The organism is Mesorhizobium sp. CO1-1-7, from assembly GCF_020164885.1.
Lineage (GTDB): Bacteria > Pseudomonadota > Alphaproteobacteria > Rhizobiales > Rhizobiaceae > Mesorhizobium > Mesorhizobium australicum.
This window is the reverse complement of the sequence record NZ_JAIUHA010000003.1, coordinates 328614-350722: the sequence shown is the minus strand read 5'-3', so window position 1 is coordinate 350722 and position 22109 is coordinate 328614. Positions and strand designations below refer to the sequence as shown.

The window sequence follows — 22109 nt, the reverse complement described above, 5'->3', positions numbered from 1 at the left end:
GGTGGCCAGACGATAGCCGTACGACCGCGAGGTCCCTTTTCGTCAGATAGCGCTTAGCCGTTTTTGGGGGTGGCGCAACGTCCAGGTGAGTCGGCGGGTGCCACCGATCAGGTGGCGATCTGCCTGACGTAATAGCGCACCGCTTTCTTGCCGCCGTGGATCACCGCGTCGCCGACTTCGGCGAAGCCGAGTGCGGCGTGGAAGGCATCCGAGGCGGGGTTGGGCGGGTCGGTGTTGACCTCGCAGGTGACCAGCGCGTGACCGGCGCTCCGCGCATGGTCGAACAGGTCCCGATAGAGCCGGCGAGCATGGCCGCGGCCTCTTGCGTGCGCCGCCACGACGACGCGGTCGACATAGATGAAGCTGATGTAACGCTCGCGAAACCAGACGAAGTTCGGGCTGTCGTAGTTGGCATCCTGGTCGAAGGTCATGATGAAGGCTTCGAGATCGCCGATGCGGCGCGCGTAAAAGGCCTCGGCGAGCAGGAACGACAGCCGTTCGGCTTCAAGCCACGACAATTCGGCGGCGTGCTCGTTGTTGAGCGCCAGTATTGCCGCTTCGTCGGCCTGCGCAATGCGGTCTATGGGCGAGGTCATGCCTTGGCCGCCGCGATTGTCGCCGCCACCAGCGCTGTATCGGTCAGCGTGTTGCGATATTCGCGGTCGAGATCGGAGCCGCCCATGCCGACCTTCGGATTGCGGTAGCGCATGGCGCTCGACACGTCCTTGAGGGCGGCGAAGTGCATTTCGGCCAGGCCAGTCCTTGCGCGCACCTCGGCGATATTGCCGAGATCGAGCCCGCCGCAACCGAGGATGATGATGCGCTCGCCGGCCAGCCGGACCAGCTCTTGCAGCAATGCCAGGCCTTCGATCGCCGTGTCGCGCTGGCCGCTGGTCAGCACGCGGCCAACCCTGCAGCGGATCAGCGCTTCCAGGGCTTCGGCCGGATCGCGAGTCATATCGAAGGCGCGGTGGCAGGTTACGTTCAAGGGGCCGGCGGCCTCTGTCAATTCGCGCATGCGCTGCTCGTCGATGGTCCCGTCGGGGTTCAGGCAGCCGAACACCACGCCGGGCACGCCGAGTTCGCGGAGCGCGGCGACGTCGGCAAGCATCGAGCGGTATTCGGTCTCGCTGTAGAGAAAATCCCCGCCGCGCGGCCGCACCATGACATGAAAGGGCACGGTCGCCTGGTCGAGAGCGGCGCGCACGGTGCCGAGGCTCGGCGTGGTGCCGCCTTCGACAAGGCTGGCGCAGAGTTCGACCCGGTCGGCTCCGGCGGCCTGCGCGGCGAGCAGGCCATCAATGCCTTCGACACAGATTTCGATAAGCGGCGGGCGAATTTTTGGGGTCAAGGGACGATCCAATCCATGGTGTTGCGCAAGCCCTAGCACCCGGGCGCCTGGCGCGGAAGCGTGAACGCTACGCCGCCACTTGGACGAGACGGCAGATTCCATCCTTGACAGTCACATAACTGCAGGGTTATGGGTTATACATAGCTGATGGGTTATGATTTTGCGCATGGCACCACGACAGCAACGAGAGGAGCAAGGCATGACGGAAACCAAATCGATCGTCGTCGAGAGGCTGATTCCATATTCGGCGGAAAAGATATGGCGAGCACTGACCGTGCCGGCACTCGTCGGCGAGTGGCTCATGCAGAATGACTTCGCTGCCCAAGAGGGACATCGCTTCACATTCCGTGCGACACCAGTTCCCGGATGGTCCGGGGTGACGAATTGTGTGGTGCTGAAAGTCGAGGCGCCGCGGCTGCTGGCTTATAGCTGGGGCGATGGGACGGAATCGGACAGCGGGTTGAAAACCGTGGTGACGTGGTCACTGACACCCGAGGGGATGGCGACCCGGGTGCGAATGGAGCAGTCGGGATTTCGGCCCGCCGACGAGCGTGGCTATATCGGCATGGGAAGCGGCTGGCCGCGCATTCTCGAACGGCTCGAACAGGTTACCTCAAACCAGGCCTGACACCCGGCAGGCAGCTAACGTTTCATCAAGTTCGAAACCCTGGATGCGAGGCGTCCGGGCCGGGAAAACACGCCCGGAGAACAGTTCAAAAGGAGAAGACACATGCAAGCGAGAATCAAGAGCCCGGTGATGCTCATCCCAGGCGCCCTGCAGGCGTTTCTGGCGCTGGACAAGTCGACCGAGGCAGCGGACCTGCCCTATGTGACACGCAAGCTCGTGCATCTGCGCGCCAGTCAGATCAACAGCTGCAGCGTCTGCGTCGACATGCACGCGCGCGAGCTCAAGAAAGCCGGCGAGAAGGAAGAGCGCATCTTTGCCCTCGCTGCCTGGAGGGAAACGCCTTATTTCACCGACGCCGAACGCGCGGCATTGGCGCTGGCAGAAGCCGGCACAAGGCTCGCCGACCGACCGGACGCGGTGCCGGACGATATCTGGGAGGAGGCGGCCCGGCATTATGACGAGAAGGCCCTTGCCGCACTGGTCATCCAGATCGCCCTGATCAATGCCTTCAATAGGCTGAACGCGACGACCCGGCAGCCGGTTGGCGCCTGGGGCTGAGCGCCGGGTTCACATGGGGGGCTGGATCCGCGAGGCGAGGGGGCGGGCGGCGCATTGCCTTCCCGCCCCGCCGGGAGCACCTATGTAACCTGGTGGCTACTGTCGCAATTCGGTATTCTTGGCGCCTTCCTCGACCTGATCGATCACCAGGAGCTTGACCGGCCCGTCGCCAATGTTGGTGGCCTGGTGCCACTGCCCGATCATTTCGATGATGAAATCGCCAGCCTTGTAGGTGTTGTTGTTGCCGGTTTCGACGTTGGTGACCCTCAGCGTTCCAGCCTGGACATAGGCGTAGCGCGGGAAAGGATGGCGATGGACCGGCAAGGTCGCGCCGGGCGCGATGTCATAGGTCGAGACCAGCACCTGCACGTTCTTCCGCGGCAGCGTGATCGGCTGCCCGGATGCAGTGGTGGTGCGTGATGCGAGTGGCGTCACGACGACCGGGGTTCCGCTGCTGTCCAGCGCATGAGCGCCGGTCGCGAACGATGCTGCCGTGAGCAGCAATACCGATGCCAGGATTTTCCGCATGATGTCCTCCCTTGACCGACGCATCTATCGCGCGGCGGCGGCAGCGTGCAAGGTCGCTCGTGACCAGAGGCCGAACCTGGCGCGCATTTGCACGGGCAGTTGATCCAGCACCCGGGCCATATTCCTCACCCGCTTCCAACCGGAAGACTGTCGCCGCAAGGCCTGATGCATGCCCGGTCAGGAATGGCCGTAGTGCCGCTCAAAAAAATTTCGGGCGACCTCTTGAATAAAAAAATCGTGATTCCCAGATCGTTTTCCGTCGAGGCTTCGGCTCGACATACCGCGTCGCGGCGGCGCTGCGGCGACCCGTAAACCATGTTGCTTCACGGAGGATATGGCTATGAGAAGCTTTGATTATTCGCCTCTTTACCGCACCACGGTCGGCTTCGACCGGCTCTTCGACATGCTCGAAAACAGTGTGCGCTCCGACTGGCCGCCCTACAACATCGAGAAGAATGGCGACAACGACTATCGTATCACGATGGCCGTCGCCGGCTTCGGTCTCGACGAAGTGGAACTTGTGCAGAACGGCCCTGAATTGTCCGTCATCGGACAGAGAAAGCCCGATCAGCAACATCGGGAGATCCTCCACCGGGGCCTGGCGATAGGTAACTTCAAGCAGGTGTTCAAACTTGCAGACCACGTCAAGGTCAAGGCGGCCAATATTCATAATGGCCTGCTGTCGGTGGACCTGGTCCGCGAAGTGCCCGAGGAACTCAAGCCCCGGCGCATCGAGATCGGTTCCAACGCCGCAGCGGTTCCGCTTCAGGATGGCGGCAACAAGCAGTCCATAGATGTGGATGCCGAGCCGCAACGCAAGGTGGCCTGATACAGGAAACCTCAGTCTGTGGTCCGCCTCCCGGCTCGGCCGGGAGGCACAGATCGCGGAGAACGGAGATGAGATCCCAAGCTTACAGTTTTCATGAATCCAAACCGACGGATTACGCAGCGGAATTCGCTGCGCTGCGTACGCCCGAGGACGTCCTGAACGAGAACATGACGATCGGCGAGAAGAGGGCTCTGCTCGCCTTCTGGGCCTCGGACGCCCATGCGGTTCCTGACAATCCAACCCTGCGTCAATTGGACAACGGTGCGATGGCGCAGGTCAGCGAGATTCTTCGTGCGCTCCACACCCTGGACGAGATTGCGCGCAAGCCGCCGGCCAGAGCGCCGTTTGATCGCGGTCCATCCTCGAACCGGCATCGCAACAAAACCAGGCGCAGCTGGCTGCGATACCCCTGGCGAGATGACGATGACGATGATCCGCCGCCGGTTCCGGCATACGCCGGAGTCCCACCCAGATGCGGGGATGGCGGCATGTTCGCGGAGCCTGAGCATGCCGTCGCGTAAAAAGCTGAAGCAAACCAACTCGCTCGACCGAATGGAGGACTATATGAGCGACAGGACGTTCGATCGACCGGTGCTGGTCAAGGATGGCCAGTTCATCCAAGAAATAGGAAGCCTTGAGGATGCGTTCGATTTCCTGGATGAGTGGCCGCGGGAGCGTCGAGGCCCGATTTTCGAAACGGCGTTCCGGGCTTGCCAGCGTGCTTACGATGGCCAGATACCACTGTCGGTCGCGCGCGATGCCGTCGCTGGGTTCGCGAGGTCCGTCAAGATGCTGCAGGAGCCGCTTGCTCCGCTGCCTTGGATGAGCGGCACCAAATCTGGCCGCGGTGGGGTGGCCGCCTAGCTGCGACAACGGCAGCGGCACTGCCTAGAGGTGTCGCTGCCCGCAGTCCCATACGGGTTAGCAGGACGGGTACAGCCACGGCAAACCCCACTATGTCGCGTGGTGCCGACGATGGCAGGCAGTCTTTTGAGAAATTGGCTCCCCGGGCCGGATTCGAACCAGCGACCAACCGGTTAACAGCCGGTTGCTCTACCACTGAGCTACCGGGGAACGGAGGCTCTTTGAGCAAGTGGCGCAGCCTATAGCAAACCCGTTTCGGCTTTGCAAAGAAGCATTTCGCATTTTTCCGAGACTTTTTCGCTCAGGCGTTTCTCGCAATCGGCCTTGCCCACCCTCATATTAGCCGTCTTGGCGACGGGGCGCGGAACCGAAAGGGCGGTCGCGGCTTTCGTAAAATGAGATTGTCGAGCCCTAACACAGGCGGTTCTTCGCGATGACGGCAGCGGACGAAAACCCGATACCCGCACGAAAGATCTCGGTGTTCGGGCGCGAATTCACCATGCCGCAGTCGCGCGGCCTCAGAATCACGATCGGCGTGCTATTGACCCTTGGCGGCATTCTCGGGTTCTTGCCGATCCTCGGCTTCTGGATGGTGCCGCTCGGATTGCTGGTGCTCTCCTACGAAATTGCCATGGTGCGCCGCCACCGGCGCCGCCTGGTCGTCTGGTGGGAGCGGCGACGCCGGCCAAATTGAGCGGCCGATACCGATGCATGTCGCATGGCGATCGCCTTCGACGAGAATCAATCGTCGCGCTGTTTTTCCGTGTCGGTGCCGGATTCCTCCGAATCCGGTTGCTGGCCTGCTTTCAGATCTTCGCTGATCTCCCTCAGGACGGCTGAAGCCGAGGCCAGGCGCGCCCGGTCGCGGGGTGAAAGCCTGCCGGTGCCTTCTATTCTCAGGCAGTCGATGGCATAGCGCACCAATTCCTCGCATCCCAGCAGCGGCACGCTTTCGGTTTCGTGCGTTTCGTCCTTCGGTTTGGCCAGGGCCATGATGCAGTCCTCCCTGTTTCTCAACGCAAGCCGGTGGGCGGAGTTTCGCTCGATCATTTGCCATGCTTAACGGATTGCCAATGTGAGTGGGCGGCTCCGACGGCGATCTAACAGGGCGCGGAGCCGGCGCAAGGAAACCGTTTTGGAATGCGCGTGGCCGCTTGACGGCATTTTCGCCGCAACCTATTGGAACCGGGTGGAACGCCGGGAGCAATGAGGCCTCGTGGCGGAGTGGTTACGCAGAGGACTGCAAATCCTTGCACCCCGGTTCGATTCCGGGCGAGGCCTCCAATACCCGGGCTCCAGCGCGTCAGCGCCGGAGCCTGAAGTTCCGGTCGAAATGAACCGCGATTCTGGCGCGGCAAGCAGATTGGTTGGAGCATGAGCGCTGATTTTTCCGAACTTCGCGTCAAGATGGTCGATGGTCAGGTTCGCACCACCGACGTGACCAGCGCGCCGCTGCTCGACGCGATGCTTTCGGTGCCGCGCGAGGTCTTCGTCGGCGATCGCCAGCGCGATCTGGCCTATATCGACGAGGACATCCGCATCGCCGACAGCGCCGATGGCCCGCGTTACCTGATGGAAGCTTCGCCATTGGCCAAGCTGATGCAACTGGCCGAGATCAACCCGACCGACTCGGCGCTCGATGTCGGTTGCGGCACCGGTTATGCCTCGGCCATCCTGTCGCGCCTGGCGAGATCCGTCGTGGCGCTCGAAAGCGATTCGGCACTGGCGCAAACCGCCGCGTCGACCCTGTCCGGGCTTGGCTGCGGCAATGTGACCGTGGTTCAGGGCGCCCTGGCGCAAGGCCATGCCGCGAAGGCGCCTTACGAGGTCATCTTCATCGGCGGCAGTGTCAGTAAAGTGCCGTCGGCGTTGCTCGACCAACTCGCCGAAGGCGGCCGCCTGGTGGCGGTCGAGGGCCAGGGCAATTCAGGCGTGGCGCGACTTTTTGTCAAAGCCGGGGGGGTTGTAACCGGGAGAAGGGCGTTTAATGCGGCAATTAAGCCACTACCCGGGTTCGAACGTGAGCATGCTTTCGAATTCTGAATGATTTGCCTTGCAGCAAAGACCTTGTCATGGTCGCTTGCATTTGAACGATCGTTGCTGATCCCAGACTGGGGGCACTTTGGGCTGAGCGACAGGGAACATAAACACGCCACGCCGCCTGCTCTGGAAGGAGAAGCCGGCGCGGCGCGGTTCCCATGGAAAACGAATGAGGGATACACCGTGCCGTCAGTACGCAAGTCACTTTTCACCGCCGTCCTTGTTTCGGCGACCGCGCTATCCCCACTGGCTGCTTCGGCTGAAACCATCACCGGCGCGCTTTCAAAAGCCTATCAGTACAATTCCACGCTGAATGCATCGCGCGCCGGCGTGCGTGTCACCGACGAGAGTGTGGCCATTGCCAAGTCGGGCTGGCGCCCGACGGTTACAGGTTCAGCCAACATCGATTATACGAACACGCGCCGGGCAAATGGCGGCGGCAGTTCGAAACTGACAAGCGGCAGCTACGGCATTCAGATCAATCAATCGCTGTTCGACGGGTTTCAGACGAGGAACAATGTCGCGGCCGCCGAATCCCAGGTCAAGGCGTCGGTGGAAAGCCTGCGCAATACCGAGGAAAACACGCTGTTCAACGCGGCCATGGCCTATATGGACGTGATTCGCGACCGGCAGATCGCGGTGCTGACCGAGCAGAACCTGCAGTTCCTGAGCGAGCAGGCGCGCGCCGCGCGCTCGCGCTTCGAAGTCGGCGAAGGCACGCGCACCGATGTCGCGCAGGCCGATGCCTCACGAGCGTCCGCGGTGGCATCGCTGAGCGCGGCCCGCGCACAGGCGCTGGCCAGCGCTGCGACCTATCACCAGGTCGTCGGTGACGAGCCTGGCAAGCTCAGGCCCGCTTCGCCATTGGGCCGGTTGCTGCCGTCGAGCCTCGACGCGGCGATCGCCGTCGGCTCGGCCGAACACCCGGCCATCCTTGCCACTCAGCATCTGGTCGACGCCGCAGCGTTTTCAGTCAAATCGGCTGAAGGCGCGCTGTTGCCGCAGCTGTCGGCTTCGGCCGGCGTTTCGGAAGATTACCGCAAGTCCATTCCCGACATCACCGGTTCCAACGGCAATTCGACCTCGGCCAATATCGGCGCGACGCTGACCATTCCAATCTACTCCGGCGGCCGGACGTCGGCGGTCGTGCGGCAGAACAAGGAATCGCTGGGGCAAGCACGCATCCAGGTCGACGTTACCCGCGACCAGGTGCGCCAGGCCATCGCCACCGCATGGTCGCAATACACCGCCGCGCAGCAAAGCGTATCCGCCAACAGGCAGGTTATCGACGCCGCACAATTGGCGCTGAACGGCGTCATTGAGGAACGCAATGTCGGCCAGCGCACCACGCTTGACGTACTCAATGCGCAGGCCACCGTGATTACCGCCAAGATCAACCAGGCCAATTCCGAACACGACGTTGTCGTGGCGAGCTATGCCATCCTTCAGGCGATTGGCCGCCTGTCTGTCGACCGGCTTGCGCTGCAGGTGACGAAGTACAGGCCCGAAGAGCACTATAATGCCGTCAAGGACAAGTGGATCGGCCTGCGCACGCCGGACGGCCGCTAGGCCGTTCGCTCGATCGGCGTTTTCTGGCTAGGATTCGATCGACACCGTTGGACCATCGTTCTCCCTTGGTCGGTAGCTGACGGGACCGTCACACGGCTTTGGCGGATTTGCTCTAATCTGTTGAAATCCCACATGTCCCCAGATTGGGGATTCTCGTGCGGCGATCCGTCGGTTACGCTGTCGCCATGATTCGAATCCGGCTTTTGCCGGAGCGGAAAATCTGCAACGGGTCACAAGGGCGGCGGATGTGACGATGGCAACGGCAAGCAGCGCACAGCGCGAACCTTCCATGGAAGAGATACTGGCTTCCATCAGGAGGATCATCGAAGACAGCGACAATGGCCGCAAGCAGCCCGGCGAGGCCGACGAATTGCAGCAGGACCTGGAGCCGCCACCGAGCGCTGTGGCAGCCGCCGACATCGATGCGTTTCGCGCCGAATTGCATGCCGCTCCCGAGGTCAGGAAGCCGGTCGCTGTGACCGAAACAATCCAGGCGCAGCCGGCGATTGCGCGCATGGATGCGCCGCCGCGTGCCGATCCGGCTCCGGGCAGGACGCCGATGACCCTGGCCGAGGTCAGCGCCCGGGTTGCCGCCGAGCCTGCCGCCGACGCGCCAGCGGCTCCCGCGGAGGTTGCGACAAGTGAAGCCATCGTCGCCGATTGGCGGCGCGAGATCGCGGCGGTTGGCGAGCAAGCCAAGGCGATGCCGGACCGGAGCGTCCGCAAGCCAGCGGCAGAGCCGGAGGTTTCGGCAAGCAAACCAGTGGTGGCGGAACCTGCGATCGACCGGGCTCCTTCAAGCGATGCTCCAACGGGTACGGCTGAGGCGCGCGCGGCGGCGAACGAAACGCCGGCGGTGCGTCCCGCGATTCTTTCCGAACATACCGGCCGCCAGGTCGCGGCCGCCTTCGGCGAACTGTCCGACGCCTTTGCCAGCCGCAGCAAGAAGACATTCGACGAGATGGCCGAAGAAATGCTGCGTCCGATGCTGCAGGATTGGCTGGACAACAATCTGCCGACGCTGGTCGAAAGGCTGGTGCGCGAAGAGATCGAGCGCGTGGCACGCGGAGCGCAATAACGTCCAGGCTAGCATCCCGAGAAACGCCGCCGCCGAGGCGGCGTTTCTCGTTGTGGTTGGATCAGTCACTGGTTGCCGAACTGGCGAAGGCGAGCAGGTTGCCGTCGGAGTCGCTGACAATGAAGGTGCGCGAGCCCCGGGGTCTGGGTCCAGCGATCCATTGGCGTCAAGACGCCCACGGCCCGTCCGTTGAAATGAATAGGCCGACGCCTATCTGCTTGTGAAGCCTCAGGACATCCCTCGCGGTTGACTTGGCCAAGACCTTCCGATTTACACCGAACCAGCAAAATTCCCGACAGCGCGGACCGTTTTCCCATGCTTGAAAAGACCTACGACGCAAAAACCGTCGAGCCGAAGATCGCCAAGGTGTGGGAGGAAGCCGACGCGTTTCGCGCCGGCGCTGGGGCGGAGGAGGGGGCTGAGGCCTTCACCATCGTCATTCCGCCGCCCAACGTCACCGGCTCGCTGCATATGGGCCATGCGCTCAACAACACGCTGCAGGACATTCTGGTCCGCTTCGAGCGCATGCGTGGCAAGAACGTCTTGTGGCAGCCCGGCATGGACCATGCCGGCATCGCCACGCAGATGGTGGTCGAGCGGCAGCTGATGGAAAAGCAGATCCACCGCCGCGATCTCACCCGCGAGGAATTCATCGAGAAAGTGTGGGAGTGGAAGGCCGAATCGGGCGGCGCGATCTTCAACCAGCTGAAACGTCTCGGCGCTTCCGCCGACTGGTCGCGCGAACGCTTCACCATGGACGAGGGCCTCTCCAAGGCCGTGCTCGAAGTCTTCGTCACGCTCTACAAGGAAGGGCTGATCTACAAGGACAAGCGCCTTGTGAACTGGGACCCGAAACTGTTGACCGCGATCTCCGATCTCGAGGTCGAGCAGCAGGAGGTCAACGGCAACCTCTGGCATTTCCGCTATCCGGTCGAAGGCGTGACGTTCGATCCCGAGAATCCAAAAACCTTCGTTATCGTGGCGACGACTCGTCCCGAGACAATGCTGGGCGACACGGCTGTCGCGGTGAATCCAGAGGACGACCGGTTCCGGCATCTCGTCGGCAAGAATGTCGTCCTGCCGATCGTCGGGCGCAAGATCCCTGTCGTGGCCGACGAGTATTCCGATCCGGAAAAGGGGTCCGGAGCGGTCAAGATCACGCCGGCGCATGATTTCAACGACTTCGAGGTCGGCAAGCGCCACAAGCTGCCGGCGATCAACATCCTGACCGTCGAAGCGGCCATCAAGCTCAGGGATAATGAGGACTTCCTCGCCGGCGTCGAGGTGACGCCGGAGCGCCAGGCCGTCTGGGACGAGCTCGACGGCCTCGACCGTTTCGTTGCGCGCAAGAAGATCGTCGAGCTGATGGAGGCCGGCGGCTTCCTCGACAAGGTCGAGCCGCACCGCCATGCGGTGCCGCATGGCGACCGCGGCGGCGTGCCGATCGAACCGTTCCTGACCGAGCAGTGGTACGCCAACGCGGCGGAACTCGCCAAGCCGGCGATCGCCTCGGTGCGCGAGGGGCGCACCAAAATAATCCCCAACAGCTGGGACAAGACCTACTTCCAGTGGATGGAGAATATCGAACCCTGGTGTATTTCGCGCCAGCTCTGGTGGGGTCACCAGATTCCGGCCTGGTACGGGCCAGATGGGCGTGTCTTCGTCGAGAAGACCGAGGAAGAGGCGCTGAGCGCCGCCATCGAATATTATCTGGCGCTGGAAGGGCCATGGAAGGCCTGGGTCGAGGACAAGCTCGAGAACTTCAAGCCGGGCGAGATCCTGACCCGCGACGAGGATGTGCTCGACACCTGGTTCTCGTCGGCGCTGTGGCCTTTCTCGACGCTGGGCTGGCCGGAGCAGACGCCGGAGCTGAAGACTTATTATCAGACCGACGTGCTGGTGACCGGCTTCGATCTTATCTTCTTCTGGGTCGCCCGCATGATGATGATGGGCCTCCACTTCATGGGCGAGGAGCCGTTCCACACCGTTTATATGCATGCGCTGGTGCGCGACAAGAACGGCGCCAAGATGTCGAAGTCGAAAGGCAACGTCATCGATCCGCTCGACCTGATCGACGAATATGGCGCCGATGCGCTGCGTTTCACCCTAACGGTGATGGCTGCCCAAGGGCGCGATGTTAAGCTCGATCCGGCGCGTATCGCCGGCTACCGCAATTTCGGCACCAAGCTGTGGAACGCGACGCGTTTCGCCGAGATGAACGAAGTCGCGCGCAATGACGATTTCTGGCTGAACGACGCCAAGCTGGCGGTCAACCGCTGGATCCTGACCGAACTGACGCGCGCCGCGCGCGAGGTCACCGACGGCATCACCTCGTATCGCTTCAACGAGGCGGCTGGAGCCGCCTACCGCTTCGTCTGGAACCTGTTCTGCGACTGGTATCTGGAACTCTTGAAGCCGGTGTTCATGGGCTCGGACGAGGCCGCCAAGGCCGAAAGCCGCGCCTGCGTCGCCTTCGTGCTCGACGAGATCTACAAGCTCCTGCATCCGATGATGCCGTTCATGACCGAGGAGCTCTGGGCGCAGACGGCGGGCGAGGGCAGGGAGCGGGGCTCGCTGCTGTGCCATGCCGCATGGCCGTCGCCGGATTTCGAGGACCATGAAGCGGCTGGCGACATCAACTGGCTGGTCGATCTCGTCTCCGGCATCCGCTCGGTGCGCTCGGAGATGAACGTGCCGCCGGCAGCCATTGCACCACTGGTGGTCGTCGGCGCCAACGATGTGACGCGCGAGCGGCTGGTTCGCGAGGAGTCAGCGATCAAACGGCTGGCGCGTGTCGGCGACATCTCGCTCGCCGATGCGGCACCCAAGGGGTCGGCACAGATCGTGCTCAACGAGGCGACGATCTGCCTGCCGCTGGGCAGCCTGATCGACCTCGCCGCGGAGGCCGCGCGGCTGCAGAAGGAACTGGCCAAGGTCACCGAGGAAATCGCGCGCCTGCACAAGAAACTGTCGAACGAGAAGTTCGTCGCCAGCGCGCCGGCCGAGATCGTCGAAGGCGAGCGGGAAAAGCTCGTCGAATATCGCGCCGCGCAGGACAAGCTTTCGGTGGCGTTGACCAGGGTTCGTGACGCCGGCTGAAAGGCAGATTCGCGAGACTTTAGCACCTCTAAAATGGGTAGTCTTTTGCCTCGAAAATCGGCATTCCGTTGCGTTAATGTTGACGTAAACGGAAGTTTTTGCCCCATTGTTGCCATAATGTAACAATGGGGCCGAAGACCCCTTAAATCGGCTTTTTTTGGGCCTTTCTGGCCGTTTTTTTCCTTTTTTGGGAAAGGCAAACCTCGCCAAAGGCCCTTTTTTGGCGCCGCGGCATCCGCTCGCATTTTGTCCAAAATACGTTGCGGGAACATGTACATGTACGCCCATCAATTCGTTGTTGCACCGTTAACCTGAATTGGTTCTAGCTTGATGCACTGGTTATTCGGGGAGGACATCCATGAACAATTTGCGTCTGAAAGCACTGCTGGGAGCAGGATGCTTTTCGCTGGCTTTGGTGGGCGCGGCGATGAGTTCGGCGCATGCCGGCGGCATTGAGCGTGGCGGATATGATATCGATCTTCTGTTCGATCCGGCGCCGTTCGCAACGGAAGCGGAAACGACCTATGTGATGCCGGATCGCAAGCTCAAGAACGCAAAGGATACGGATCCGCTCAACGGTACCGTCGTAGGCTCGACCACTGCCAACGATAGCGAGAATTACTGGGTGCCGCGCATCGGCGTTAAGGCCCAGGTCGTGCCGGGGGTCGACTGCATGTTCGACTACTCGCAGCCTTGGGGGGCGCACACGGCCCCTGGCCAATGGGTTGGCGCGCAGTCCAACATGGAAACTGAAATCAAAAGCAACAATTACGCGGGCACCTGCTCCTATAAAATGGATGCTGGCAAGGGCCAAGTCCGCTTCATTGGCGGTGTGTTTTACCAGGAAGTCTATGGTTTCAAGGAAGACCTTGTGACGCCGTTTCTGCCGAATTTCTCCGGTACCGGTCGCGTCGACCTGACGAGCAGCGGTTGGGGCTGGCGAGCGGGGCTGGCCTACGAAATTCCTGAGATCGCGTTGCGGGCTAGCCTCGTCTATAATTCCCAGGTGAGGCTGGATAACATTGCGGGCACCCTTGATCTGACTCATGTCGGTGGTCCGATTATTCCGATCTACGGTGAAGCTTCGATGCCGGATTCCGTGGAATTTAAGCTACAGTCGGGCATCGCTCCTGACTGGCTTGCCTTCGGCTCGATCAAGTGGGTCAACTGGAGTGTTTTACAGAGCATTCCGATCTGCTCGCAGGCCACGAGAGGGATTGCTGCTTGTACAACGACCTCTCCGCAGCCGGTCAGGTGGACTTCTCTCGATCTGATGTATCGTGACGGCTGGACCGTTTCGGGCGGCATCGGTCACAAATTCAACGATCAATGGAGCGCCGCCGGCCAGCTTACCTGGGATCGCGGTACCTCACATGGCTACGGCTCACAGACTGACACCTGGACATTGGGTGGCGGCGTCGCTTACACGCCCCGCCCCAATATCGAACTTCGTCTGGCTGGCGCGATTGGCGTGCTGACCAGCGGCCACTCCGGTACGCTTACCGATGAAAACGGGTACGTGGCCGGTACCGATGCCAGCTACGACTTCGGTAACGATCTGGTCACGGCGCTTTCTGGCGGCCTCAAGATCAAATTCTAAGCTTTTGAAATTACAATGGAAGGCCGGGGCATTGCCCGGCCTTTTTTGTTGGCACCGGCATCGCCGATACGCCCATCATTCAAGCTTCGTTGCATATAATCCCCACTGGGGCCGCCTCGTCCAATTGTGACGTTTTGGCAACACTTCCTGAACAACCCCTGCGCTGGAAGTCAGGTCGAGGAAATTGCCCATTTCCCGCCATAAACCCGGCGCACCTCGATCTTGTCTCGGGACACGCGCCAAAAGGCTCGGCGATGGGACAGGCCGCACCGCCCGCGGCAAGGAAGAGAATGGACGCCAAGGTCATCTCAAAGGCTAAGCTCCCTAGCCGCCATGTGACTGTCGGTCCGGCGCGTGCGCCGCACCGGTCCTATCTCTATGCCATGGGCCTCTCGGCGGCAGAGATCGCGCAGCCGCTGGTCGGCGTCGCATCCTGCTGGAACGAAGCGGCACCCTGCAATATTTCGCTGATGCGCCAGGCGCAGGTGGTCAAGAAGGGCGTCGCGGCCGCCAACGGCACGCCGCGCGAATTCTGCACCATCACAGTCACCGACGGCATCGCCATGGGCCACCAGGGCATGAAGTCGTCGCTGGTGTCGCGCGAGGTCATCGCCGATTCGGTCGAGCTCACCATGCGCGGCCATTGCTACGATGCGCTGGTCGGGCTCGCCGGCTGCGACAAGTCGCTGCCCGGCATGATGATGGCCATGGTGCGGCTCAACGTGCCGTCGATCTTCATTTATGGCGGTTCGATCCTGCCCGGCAGCTATCGCGGCCGCCAGATCACCGTGCAGGATGTGTTCGAGGCTGTCGGGCAGCACTCGGTCGGCACGATCGGCGATGCCGAGCTGCTCGAAATCGAGCAGGTCGCCTGTCCCTCGGCCGGCTCCTGCGGTGCCCAGTTCACCGCCAACACGATGGCCACAGTCGCGGAGGCGATCGGCCTCGCGCTGCCCTATTCCTGCGGCGCGCCGGCGCCCTACGAAATGCGCGACCGCTTCAATTTCGCTTCCGGCGAAAAAATCATGGAGCTGATCGCCAAAAACATCCGGCCGCGCGACATCGTCACGCTGAAGGCGCTGGAAAACGCGGCGACCGTGGTTTCGGCCACCGGCGGCTCGACCAATGCGGCACTGCACCTGCCGGCGATCGCGCATGAGGCCGGACTGAAATTCGACCTGTTCGACGTGGCGCGCATCTTCGAGAAGACGCCTTACATCGCCGATCTCAAGCCGGGCGGCAAATATGTCGCCAAGGACATGTTCGAGGCTGGCGGCATTCCGCTGCTGATGAAGACGCTGCTCGACCATGGCTATCTGCATGGCGATTGCCTGACGGTCACTGGCCGCACTTTGGCCGAAAATATGGAGCACGTTGCCTGGAATGAACACCAGGATGTGGTCCGCCCGGCCGACAGACCTATTACCCAAACCGGCGGTGTCGTGGGCTTGAAGGGAAACCTTGCCCCCGAAGGCGCGATCGTGAAGGTCGCGGGCATGGCGGAGTTGAAATTCTCCGGCCCGGCGCGCTGCTTCGATTCGGAAGAGGAATGTTTCGAAGCGGTGACGCATCGCAACTACCGGGAAGGCGAGGTTCTGGTCATCCGCTATGAGGGACCGCGCGGCGGTCCTGGCATGCGCGAGATGCTGTCGACGACGGCGGCGCTCTACGGCCAGGGCATGGGCGGCAAGGTGGCATTGATCACCGACGGTCGCTTCTCGGGCGCGACACGCGGCTTCTGTATCGGCCATGTCGGGCCGGAAGCTGCGGTCGGTGGTCCGATCGGTCTCGTCAGGGATGGCGACGTGATCACGATCGACGCGGTGAAGGGCACGATCGAGGTGGCGCTGTCCGATAGCGAGCTGGCGGCTCGGGCGAAGACATGGAAGGCGCGTACGACCGACTATCAGTCGGGCGCGATATGGAAATACGCACAGACGGTAGGGTCCGCCAGGGATGGCGCGGTCACCCATCCGGGCGGTGCGAAAGAAACATACTGCTATGCGGATATCTGAGTTGTTGAAGTCAACACCAGAGTTGCTGAGGTCATCTGTCCTTCCGGCACTGGTCGCGGTTGCGATCTTTGGCGCCGTGGGCCAGGCCATGGCTTTCGACGACAAGGTGTTCGACGACAAGACCGGAGTGAAGCCGCAGTCGAGTCCCTGGGCGGTGTTCCAGTTCGGCTTCTCCGCCTACAAGAACGGCCACAAGGAACAGGCGGCCGAGGCCTATAAATACGCCGCCGAAAACGGCCAGATCGGCGCCACCTGGAAGCTTGCGCGCATGTATGCCGAAGGCGACGGCGTGGCCCGCGACGATTATGAGGCGTTCAAGTTCTTCTCGGAGATCGTCGACCAGGACGTCGAGCCCGGCTCTCCGGAAGAAAGCTACGTCTCCGACGCGCTGGTGGCGCTGGGCGACTATCTGCGCAAGGGCATTCCCGGCAGCCCGGTCAGCGAGAACGAGGTGGCGGCGCAGGAATACTACATGCGCGCCGCCGCCAACTACCGCAATCCGAACGCCCAGTTCGAGATGGGGCAGATGTTCCTGAAGGGTGAAGGCGGCGTGAAGGCCAGCGTCAAGCAGGCCGGTCGCTGGTTCCAGCTCGCCGCCGAGAAGGGCCATGCCGGCGCGCAGGCGACGCTTGGCCATCTGTTGTTCCAGAGCGGCAAGGTCGTGCGCGGTCTGGCGATGATGACAGCGGCCCTCGAGCGTGCTTCCCCGGCCGATCAGCCCTGGATTCGCGGCATGCAGGAAGAGGCCTTCGCCGCTGCCGGCGAAGCCGACCGTCGCACCGCGATCTCACTGGCCGACGATATCCTGACCAAGGGCAGCAACGTCGATCAGTAAGGTTCTTTCGAGGAACCGGAAAATCAGTTTTCGGTTGGCTCCGTCGGCACCATGCTTGGCGCGGGTGTGGAGATCGGCGTGACGTGCAGGTGCGGCGCCATCGTGTTTGCGGGGCAGCTATCGCCGACCTTTGTCCACGACGTGTTGTTGAGCACCATGTCGCAGCGGGCCAAATGACTCTGATCGGCGACCGTCAGGCAGGCGACCTGGCCGACCGGATAGGATTTTCCATTGGCAAGACATTCCTGCGCGGCGAAGGCCGGCACGATCGCGGCCGTGGCGAGTGCCAAGCCGAACGGACAAAGAGCAAATCGAATGGTCATGGGAACCCCGGCCGCCATGATGATCTCCCATCATGCGTCGGAATGTGGCAATATGAGGGTTTCTCTGGTTATCCGGCCGGCTGCAGCGCGAGGTTGATCGCTACCGGGACGTGATCGGACGGTTTTTCCCAGGCGCGCACATGTTTTTCGATCGAAGCCGATGAGAACCGGTTTGCGGCTTCCGGCGACAACAGCAGATGGTCGATGCGGATGCCGTTGTTCTTCTGCCAGGCGCCGGCCTGATAATCCCAGAACGTGTAGGTATCAGGCGCATCGGTGACCGCGCGCACCGCTTCGGTGAAGCCGAGGTTCAGCAGCCGGCGGAAGGCCTGCCGCGTCCGCGGCTGGAACAGCGCGTCGCCCAGCCAGTTCTCCGGAAACCGCGCGTCGATAGGCTCGGGGATGACATTGTAGTCGCCGGCCAGCACCAGCGCCTCTTCCAGCCTCAGGCGCTCCTGCGCCCACCGCTCCAGCCGCGCCATCCACGACAGCTTGTAGGGGAACTTCTTCTCGTCATCGATCGGGTTGCCGTTGGGCAGATAGAGCGAGGCGACACGAAGCGCGCCCTTGTCGGTGGAAAAAACACCCTCAATGAAACGGGCCTGCTCGTCGATGTCGTCGCCCGGCAGGCCCCTGATGACCTCGTCGAACGGAAGCTTCGACAGCAGGGCGACACCGTTGAAGCCCTTCTGGCCATGGGTTTCGACATTATAACCAAGCGCCTCGATCTCGGCGCGCGGGAACTGCTCGTCGACGGTCTTGATCTCCTGCAGGCAGACGATGTCGGGCGCGCTCTCGGTCAGCCAATGGGTCAGGTTGCCGATGCGGGCGCGCACGCCGTTGATGTTCCAGGTGACGATTTTCATGACGGTCTCATTGTTCCTGCGGCGGACGGCGTTCGACCAAACCGATCGTATTGCCTGCCGGGTCCTTTATAAAGGCCATCCATTCGCTTTCCCCCGCCGGGCCGAACTGGCCCTCGGTGTCGCGATGGACGAGCGCCGGCGGCGCGGTGAAGGGGATGCCGGCTGCCTTGGCCTGGGCGTGGAAGGCTTCGAGGCCCGACATGTCGAGATAGAGGGTGCCGGCCGGGATGCCGTCGGTAAACAACAGCCTGACATCGCCGGCCATGATGAAGGCGATGCCGGGCGGATCGTAGCGGGCATGAATGCTCATGCCGAGGACGTCGCGCCAAAAGGCCAGCGTCGCGTCGAGGTCGCGACCGGCTGAGAGCGCAACCTGACGAACCGCGCCAGTTGCGGGCATCTCGGTCCTAGATGGAGAAGCTGGTGCCGCAGCCGCAGGAGGCGACCGCATTCGGGTTCCTGATCTGGAACGACTGTCCCATCAGATCGTCGACGAAATCGATCACCGAGCCACCCATATAGACCAGCGACAGATCGTCGATCAGCACCGTGGCGCCATCCTTCTCGATGGCGACGTCGTCGCCATTGCGTGTGTCGACCAGATCGAACTTGTAGGAAAAGCCGGAGCAGCCGCCACCTTCGACGGACACACGCAGCGCCGTCTTGCCGGCTTCGGCCGAAACAATCCTGGCGATCCGCTTGGCCGCGGCCTCGGTCATATCGACTTTCATGGCAGTCTTGGCATCCGCGCCCATGGGCGTCACCTTGCTTTCGGTTTCACATGATAGGTATGAAGCGCGACGGGGCAAGTCAACTGCGGCAGCATCAGCCATGACAAATGAGCTTGGCGACATCGGTTTTGGCTATCGGCCGCGCGCGGCCTACGCCACGGATCCCGCACGTTCGCGCGGCCGGCTGTTCGACGAGGTGGAGAGTCCGACCCGCACACCGTTCCAGCGTGACCGCGACCGGATCATCCATTCGACGGCGTTTCGGCGGCTCAAGCACAAGACGCAGGTCTTCATCGCGCACGAAGGCGACCACTACCGCACAAGGCTGACCCATTCGATCGAAGTGGCGCAGATCGCCCGTGCCTTGGCGCGGGCGCTGCGTGGCGACGAGGATCTCGCCGAAGCGGTGGCGCTGGTGCATGATTTCGGCCACACGCCTTTTGGCCACACAGGCGAGGACGCGCTGAACGAAAAGATGGCGGCGTGGGGCGGCTTCGACCACAACGCACAATCGCTGCGCATCGTGACCAGGCTGGAGGCGCGCTACGCTGAATTTGACGGGCTCAATCTGAGCTGGGAGACGCTGGAAGGCCTGGTCAAGCACAATGGTCCGCTCACCGACAGCAGCGGCCAAGGCCTGAAAGGGCCGGTGCCGCAGGCGATCCGCGACTACTCGCAACTGCAGGATCTCGAGCTCGACCGGTTCGCCGGCATCGAAGCGCAGTGCGCGGCGATTGCCGACGACATTGCCTACAACACGCATGATATCGACGATGGGCTGCGGTCAGGGCTGCTGACGCTTGACATGCTGAAGGCCGTTTCGCTGCCTGGAACGATCCTGAAGAGTGTGCGCGAGCGCTATCCCAGGCTTGATGACATGCGCACCGGCCACGAATTGATGCGGCGCCAGATCACGGCCATGGTCGAGGATGTGATCAAGTCGACCACCGCCAATCTGGAGCGGATCAGGCCGCTGAGCGCCGACGCGGTGAGGGCGGCGGGCGAGACGATGGTGACATTTTCGATAGACATGGCGGAAGCCGAGAAGGAACTGAAGGCCTTCCTCTACAAGCACCTCTACCGGCACGAGGAGGTCATGCGGGTGCGTGCGGACGCCGAGCAGATCGTCCGGGACCTGTTCGACGTCTATTTTGCCGACCCGCGCGCCATGCCGGACGGCTGGCGCGAAGGGCTGGACCGCGCCGAGGATCGCATCAAAGCGCGCAGCGTCGCCGATTTCCTGGCCGGCATGACCGACACCTACGCGCTCAAGGAACACAGGCGTTTGTTTGACCGCACCCCGGATTTGAGCTAGGGCGGGCTCGATTTGCCGGCCAAAGGGCCGGATTCGTCATAAAGCCACCGAGCATACACCATGAACATCTTCGCCGATTTCACCGCGCGAGTCACAAAGGCTGTCGAAGCGCTAGACCTGAAGGACCAGGACGGCGTTTCGCCTGATCTGTCGCGCATCGCCGTCGAGCCGCCGCGCGACGCCAGCCATGGCGATCTCGCGACCAATGCGGCGATGGTGCTGGCCAAGCCAACCGGACAGAACCCGCGCGCGCTGGCCGAGAGATTGGCAGACGCCCTGCGGGCCGACAAGGATGTCGCCGCCGCCGAGGTCGCCGGTCCCGGCTTCGTCAATCTCAGGCTCCAGGACGGTTTCTGGCAGGCGCATCTGTCGGCGCTTTTGGGCGAGGGTCCCAACTATGGCCGCTCGACGATCGGCGCCGGCCGGAAAACCAATGTAGAATATGTCTCGGCCAATCCGACCGGGCCGATGCATGTCGGCCATTGCCGGGGCGCCGTCGTCGGGGATGCGCTCGCCAACCTGATGGCGTTCGCCGGTTACGACGTGACCAAGGAATATGTAATCAACGACGCCGGGTCGCAGATCGACGTGCTCGGGCGCTCGGCGATGTTGCGCTATCGCGAGGCGCTTGGCGACGATATCGGCGAGATTCCGGCAGGACTTTATCCCGGTGACTATCTGGTCTCCGTCGGCGAGGCTTTGGTCAGGGAGTTTGGCCGTTCCTTGCTGCAGATGCCGGATGACGAGGCATTGGCCATCGTCAAGGATCGCACCATAGATGCGATGATGGTGATGATCCGCGAGGACCTTGCACTGCTCAATGTGCATCACGACGTGTTCTTCTCCGAACGCACGCTGCATGCCGACAATGCCAGGAAGATCCGCTCGGCGATCAATGACCTGACGCTGAAGGGCCATATCTACAAGGGCAAGCTGCCGCCGCCCAAGGGCGAGAAGCCGGACGACTGGGAAGACCGCGAACAGACGCTGTTCCGGTCGACCGCCGTCGGCGACGACATGGATCGGGCGCTGGTCAAGTCCGACGGCTCGTTCACCTATTTCGCGGCCGACGTGGCTTATCTCAAGGACAAGGTCGACCGCGGCTTCGTCGACCTGATCTATGTTCTCGGCGCCGACCATGGCGGCTACGTCAAGCGCCTGGAAGCCTTGGCGCGGGCTATTGCCGGCGACGACGTCAAGCTCACCGTTCTCCTGTGCAATCTCGTCAAGCTGTTTCGCGATGGCGAGCCGGTGCGGATGTCGAAGCGGTCCGGTGACTTCGTGACGCTGCGCGAGGTGGTGGAAGAAGTCGGACGCGATCCGATCCGCTTCATGATGCTTTATCGCAAGAACGATGCGCCGCTCGATTTCGATTTCGCCAAGGTGACCGAACAGTCCAAGGACAATCCGGTGTTTTACGTGCAGTACGCTTCGGCGCGCTGTCATTCGGTGTTCCGGCAGGCGAGTGAGCAATTGGGCGAGGCGAATTTCGACCGCAACAGCCTGGCGGCAGCGTCAACGTCGTTGACCGACGAAGGGGAAATCGGCTTGATCAGGAAGCTTGCGGAATATCCGCGCCTGATCGAGTCCGCCGCTCTTGCGCTCGAGCCGCATCGGCTGGCATTTTATCTTTATGATCTGGCTTCCAGTTTCCATGGACACTGGAACCGGGGTACGGATAATCCGGACTTACGTTTTGTTAAGGTTAACGACCGACAATTGACGCATGCCAGACTAGGGCTGGTGCAGGCTGTTTCGGATGTTCTGACGTCCGGCCTGACGTTGATCGGGGCCGCCGCGCCCACCGAAATGCGTTAGGTTTGACTAAAAAACCTGTCACCTTTTGCCCACATTGCGCTGGTAAGGGCCAACCCTGCGCG

Annotated in this window: 23 protein-coding genes and 2 tRNA genes; 16 read left to right on the top strand and 9 right to left on the bottom strand. The window is 62.1% G+C overall.

Translation table 11 applies throughout. The annotated features are described in order from the left end of the window. Nucleotides 1-107: 107 nt before the first annotated feature. Nucleotides 108-596, bottom strand: a complete 489-nt coding sequence (locus LB516_RS08315; protein WP_140821971.1) for a GNAT family N-acetyltransferase — start codon at nucleotides 594-596, stop codon at nucleotides 108-110. After that, the gene (locus LB516_RS08310; protein WP_224719309.1) at nucleotides 593-1351 is read right to left on the bottom strand and encodes a copper homeostasis protein CutC; all 759 of its coding nucleotides are present in this window, start codon (nucleotides 1349-1351) and stop codon (nucleotides 593-595) included. The genes LB516_RS08315 and LB516_RS08310 overlap by 4 nt, the downstream gene beginning before the upstream one ends. A gap of 199 nt (nucleotides 1352-1550) precedes the next feature. Here LB516_RS08310 and LB516_RS08305 point away from each other — a divergent pair, with 199 nt between their 5' ends. Both LB516_RS08305 and LB516_RS08300 read left to right on the top strand, forming a co-directional pair. Beyond that, the gene (locus LB516_RS08305; RefSeq protein WP_224719308.1) at nucleotides 1551-1979 is read left to right on the top strand and encodes an SRPBCC domain-containing protein; all 429 of its coding nucleotides are present in this window, start codon (nucleotides 1551-1553) and stop codon (nucleotides 1977-1979) included. A gap of 102 nt (nucleotides 1980-2081) precedes the next feature. After that, nucleotides 2082-2537: a carboxymuconolactone decarboxylase family protein gene (locus LB516_RS08300; protein ID WP_015317509.1), complete on the top strand. Its 456-nt coding sequence runs from the start codon at nucleotides 2082-2084 to the stop codon at nucleotides 2535-2537. Between the two features lie 96 nt (nucleotides 2538-2633). Here the strand turns inward: LB516_RS08300 and LB516_RS08295 are convergent, their stop codons facing one another. After that, nucleotides 2634-3065: a cupin domain-containing protein gene (locus LB516_RS08295; RefSeq protein ID WP_224719307.1), complete on the bottom strand. Its 432-nt coding sequence runs from the start codon at nucleotides 3063-3065 to the stop codon at nucleotides 2634-2636. 340 nt (nucleotides 3066-3405) lie between these two features. On the opposite strand from LB516_RS08295, the gene LB516_RS08290 reads away from it, so the two are divergent. The 3 genes from LB516_RS08290 (at nucleotide 3406) to LB516_RS08280 (ending at nucleotide 4758) form a co-directional block, all read left to right on the top strand. Beyond that, nucleotides 3406-3894 carry an Hsp20 family protein gene (locus LB516_RS08290; protein ID WP_140616045.1) on the top strand — a complete coding sequence of 163 codons (489 nt, stop codon included), beginning with the start codon at nucleotides 3406-3408 and terminating at the stop codon, nucleotides 3892-3894. 68 nt (nucleotides 3895-3962) lie between these two features. Next, nucleotides 3963-4415, top strand: a complete 453-nt coding sequence (locus LB516_RS08285) for a hypothetical protein (RefSeq protein WP_140791251.1) — start codon at nucleotides 3963-3965, stop codon at nucleotides 4413-4415. 43 nt (nucleotides 4416-4458) lie between these two features. Continuing rightward, nucleotides 4459-4758 (top strand): DUF982 domain-containing protein, encoded by a 300-nt coding sequence (locus LB516_RS08280; RefSeq protein WP_023791605.1) that lies wholly within the window; start codon nucleotides 4459-4461, stop codon nucleotides 4756-4758. A 135-nt stretch (nucleotides 4759-4893) separates the two neighbouring features. Here LB516_RS08280 and LB516_RS08275 read toward each other — a convergent pair. Beyond that, a tRNA-Asn gene (locus LB516_RS08275) sits at nucleotides 4894-4968 on the bottom strand. 223 nt (nucleotides 4969-5191) lie between these two features. Between LB516_RS08275 and LB516_RS08270 the strand changes: the two genes are divergently transcribed. After that, nucleotides 5192-5452 (top strand): hypothetical protein, encoded by a 261-nt coding sequence (locus tag LB516_RS08270; protein ID WP_015317514.1) that lies wholly within the window; start codon nucleotides 5192-5194, stop codon nucleotides 5450-5452. A 47-nt stretch (nucleotides 5453-5499) separates the two neighbouring features. Here LB516_RS08270 and LB516_RS08265 read toward each other — a convergent pair whose 3' ends face one another. Continuing rightward, a complete protein-coding gene (locus tag LB516_RS08265) occupies nucleotides 5500-5751 on the bottom strand; it encodes a hypothetical protein (protein WP_140716602.1) in 252 nt (83 codons plus the stop codon). 217 nt (nucleotides 5752-5968) lie between these two features. On the opposite strand from LB516_RS08265, the gene LB516_RS08260 reads away from it, so the two are divergent. From LB516_RS08260 to LB516_RS08225, 8 genes are all read left to right on the top strand, one after another. Next, nucleotides 5969-6042 (top strand) — tRNA-Cys (locus LB516_RS08260). A 90-nt stretch (nucleotides 6043-6132) separates the two neighbouring features. Then, nucleotides 6133-6801 (top strand): protein-L-isoaspartate O-methyltransferase family protein, encoded by a 669-nt coding sequence (locus tag LB516_RS08255; RefSeq protein WP_015317516.1) that lies wholly within the window; start codon nucleotides 6133-6135, stop codon nucleotides 6799-6801. 180 nt (nucleotides 6802-6981) lie between these two features. Continuing rightward, nucleotides 6982-8367, top strand: coding sequence for a TolC family outer membrane protein (locus LB516_RS08250; protein WP_015317517.1), 1386 nt, complete (start codon nucleotides 6982-6984; stop codon nucleotides 8365-8367). A gap of 253 nt (nucleotides 8368-8620) precedes the next feature. After that, entirely contained in the window at nucleotides 8621-9445 is an 825-nt protein-coding gene (locus LB516_RS08245; protein WP_015317518.1) for a PopZ family protein, read from the top strand. 315 nt (nucleotides 9446-9760) lie between these two features. Further along, a complete protein-coding gene (locus LB516_RS08240) occupies nucleotides 9761-12544 on the top strand; it encodes a valine--tRNA ligase (protein ID WP_224682514.1) in 2784 nt (927 codons plus the stop codon). Between the two features lie 358 nt (nucleotides 12545-12902). Further along, a complete protein-coding gene (locus tag LB516_RS08235) occupies nucleotides 12903-14144 on the top strand; it encodes an OmpP1/FadL family transporter (RefSeq protein ID WP_140616056.1) in 1242 nt (413 codons plus the stop codon). A gap of 290 nt (nucleotides 14145-14434) precedes the next feature. Further along, the gene (ilvD, locus tag LB516_RS08230; RefSeq protein WP_224719306.1) at nucleotides 14435-16159 is read left to right on the top strand and encodes a dihydroxy-acid dehydratase; all 1725 of its coding nucleotides are present in this window, start codon (nucleotides 14435-14437) and stop codon (nucleotides 16157-16159) included. Beyond that, nucleotides 16146-16994 (top strand): tetratricopeptide repeat protein, encoded by an 849-nt coding sequence (locus tag LB516_RS08225; RefSeq protein ID WP_140616060.1) that lies wholly within the window; start codon nucleotides 16146-16148, stop codon nucleotides 16992-16994. Before ilvD ends, LB516_RS08225 begins: the two co-directional genes overlap by 14 nt. A 23-nt stretch (nucleotides 16995-17017) precedes the next feature. Here the strand turns inward: LB516_RS08225 and LB516_RS08220 are convergent, their stop codons facing one another. From LB516_RS08220 to erpA, 4 genes are read right to left on the bottom strand one after another with little or no spacing between them, the layout of a single operon-like run. Next, nucleotides 17018-17335: a hypothetical protein gene (locus LB516_RS08220; RefSeq protein ID WP_181173022.1), complete on the bottom strand. Its 318-nt coding sequence runs from the start codon at nucleotides 17333-17335 to the stop codon at nucleotides 17018-17020. 50 nt (nucleotides 17336-17385) lie between these two features. After that, on the bottom strand, nucleotides 17386-18183 hold the full coding sequence (gene xth / locus LB516_RS08215) for an exodeoxyribonuclease III (RefSeq protein WP_015317524.1): 798 nt from the start codon (nucleotides 18181-18183) through the stop codon (nucleotides 17386-17388). Between the two features lie 7 nt (nucleotides 18184-18190). Next, nucleotides 18191-18583 carry a VOC family protein gene (locus tag LB516_RS08210; protein WP_140616064.1) on the bottom strand — a complete coding sequence of 131 codons (393 nt, stop codon included), beginning with the start codon at nucleotides 18581-18583 and terminating at the stop codon, nucleotides 18191-18193. A 7-nt stretch (nucleotides 18584-18590) separates the two neighbouring features. Then, complete coding sequence (gene erpA, locus LB516_RS08205) at nucleotides 18591-18938, bottom strand: iron-sulfur cluster insertion protein ErpA (RefSeq protein WP_224719305.1); 348 nt, start codon at nucleotides 18936-18938, stop codon at nucleotides 18591-18593. A gap of 76 nt (nucleotides 18939-19014) precedes the next feature. On the opposite strand from erpA, the gene LB516_RS08200 reads away from it, so the two are divergent. Beyond that, nucleotides 19015-20229: a deoxyguanosinetriphosphate triphosphohydrolase gene (locus LB516_RS08200; protein WP_224719304.1), complete on the top strand. Its 1215-nt coding sequence runs from the start codon at nucleotides 19015-19017 to the stop codon at nucleotides 20227-20229. A gap of 60 nt (nucleotides 20230-20289) precedes the next feature. After that, nucleotides 20290-22047 carry an arginine--tRNA ligase gene (argS, locus tag LB516_RS08195; RefSeq protein WP_140716622.1) on the top strand — a complete coding sequence of 586 codons (1758 nt, stop codon included), beginning with the start codon at nucleotides 20290-20292 and terminating at the stop codon, nucleotides 22045-22047. The last annotated feature ends 62 nt before the right edge of the window (nucleotides 22048-22109 follow it).